Below are 1,606 nucleotides of genomic sequence, written 5' to 3' on the forward strand. Positions count from 1 at the left end.
AGGACGCATGCTTGCCAACAAACTGCACCTCACCCGATGTTTCCACAATATGTAGCCAGTGGGTAACGTTTGAGGACGACACCTCAATTGCTGGGAACTTTGGGGCAAAGCAATGAGTATTACCTGATTCGACAAACCGGACATCAAAGCTTTCATCTTGATCCCACAGGTCAATACTGTATTTCTTGATCTTGGCATCATTCAAGCACGAGCGATAACTGCCATTTTCAAGATTTGTTGAGAGAAACGAGTTCCGATAGGCACCAAACGATAGGTGTACACTAAGAGCAGTTATCAGGATAAATAACGCACCAAAAATATATTTGTTCATACTTTCTAGGTTTACCTCCATAGAAAGTACATTACACCAGATTAAAGTGTAGACAACACCGATACCTTGCCTAATTTATTGTTAAATAAGCACTAAACTCACTTAGAGTGAGAGCACTCAGCGTAGTGAATCACTCTACAATTTCTTGTATGGGAAATTATTCGACGAGATCCTGATACGGAGTATTGAACAACATGTAATCAAGGATTTTAACCCCCTCGGGCTCTGGTGCTCGATGGTCTGTTGCAAAATACCCCGCATTCGAAGGCATACCACCCCACCCACGTCCTCTTTGCCTTTGGGTAATTACCCAGCACAAATTCACTAACCGCAGCGATCTCTTCTTTTGAAGGAAGGCGTTGGTTTACTAGCTCTATGTCTATGTCGACGCTGAGCTTGTCACTAATTTGGTAATAGTTCGCTTCTCTTATCGAGAATTGAACCGTTTCACCGTTGAATATGATGGTTTCAGCCCCAGTAGAGAAAGACAGAAAAATGGCTAGCCAAAGATATAACCGTTTCATTGATACCTCCCATTCACATTACACTGTTTTCACTCAAGCGTTTCGTATGTCTTGCCTATACACACCAAAGCACCTCTATCCATTCTCTGCAAGGCAGATGAGCAAAGCGATACCGACACTCAGTAGTGGTAACGCCGCACAAAAATGTTGTTGGCCGATGCACACCAGATGATCGGTTTATCCGAGTGCCCCGATACCCAGCCATTCCCCGCTACTAACACATAGGCCCCCACCAGGTCTTCGATATCTTCCACCTTAAACCGGGCAAGAAACGCTTCCACGATATCGTTATACAAGACCACACTGACGTCATTCCTGCGCATCGAGGAGTTGAGCCAAAGTCGCTTATCCTCGGTGTATCCCGCCGACGCAATGGGCCCCCAAAAAAGCTGAACCCCATCGGTAAAGTTGCCGTGGACATCAATGTCATCAAAATGCGTGATCACCTCACGGATCTGACCTTGAACCARAGGCTCGTTATTGTTTTGGTATAAGGTGATGGCATGGTGAGAGTCYCTRAACRCTTYACTTTGRCGCAATCGGTGCAAGATCCGCCTCAATGTATACACCTGAGATAAGTTCTGCTGAGGGACACCAACGCTGACGGCTCTGCCACCCCCTTCGCGATCTCGACCGCCAGGAGGCGGAAGCGGCGCCACGGCCACCTCTTCATCCAGCCGAACAACGATGTCATCGCCCTGCTCGAATTCTTCCTCATCCAACTCGCCCCCCGGCACACGGACAGATTCCG

The 1,606-nt window shown here is 47.2% G+C and carries 1 protein-coding gene and 2 pseudogenes; all 3 read right to left on the bottom strand.

Annotation, left to right across the window (positions count from 1 at the left end):
- Nucleotides 1–331: pseudogene (locus ELS82_RS24780) on the bottom strand (hypothetical protein); the annotation flags it as partial.
- Between the two features lie 209 nt (nucleotides 332–540).
- Nucleotides 541–855, bottom strand: a complete 315-nt coding sequence (locus tag ELS82_RS24785; RefSeq protein WP_134837745.1) for a hypothetical protein — start codon at nucleotides 853–855, stop codon at nucleotides 541–543.
- A gap of 119 nt (nucleotides 856–974) precedes the next feature.
- A pseudogene (locus tag ELS82_RS24790) lies at nucleotides 975–1,606 on the bottom strand (hypothetical protein); the annotation flags it as partial.

The sequence above is a fragment of the Vibrio ouci genome (genome assembly GCF_004551525.1).
Classification (GTDB): domain Bacteria; phylum Pseudomonadota; class Gammaproteobacteria; order Enterobacterales; family Vibrionaceae; genus Vibrio; species Vibrio ouci.

Bases quoted from the DNA above. Each gene is read 5' to 3' on its own strand.
- ELS82_RS24785 (WP_134837745.1), bottom strand. From the start codon at position 855: ATGAAACGGTTATATCTTTGGCTAGCCATTTTTCTGTCTTTCTCTACT.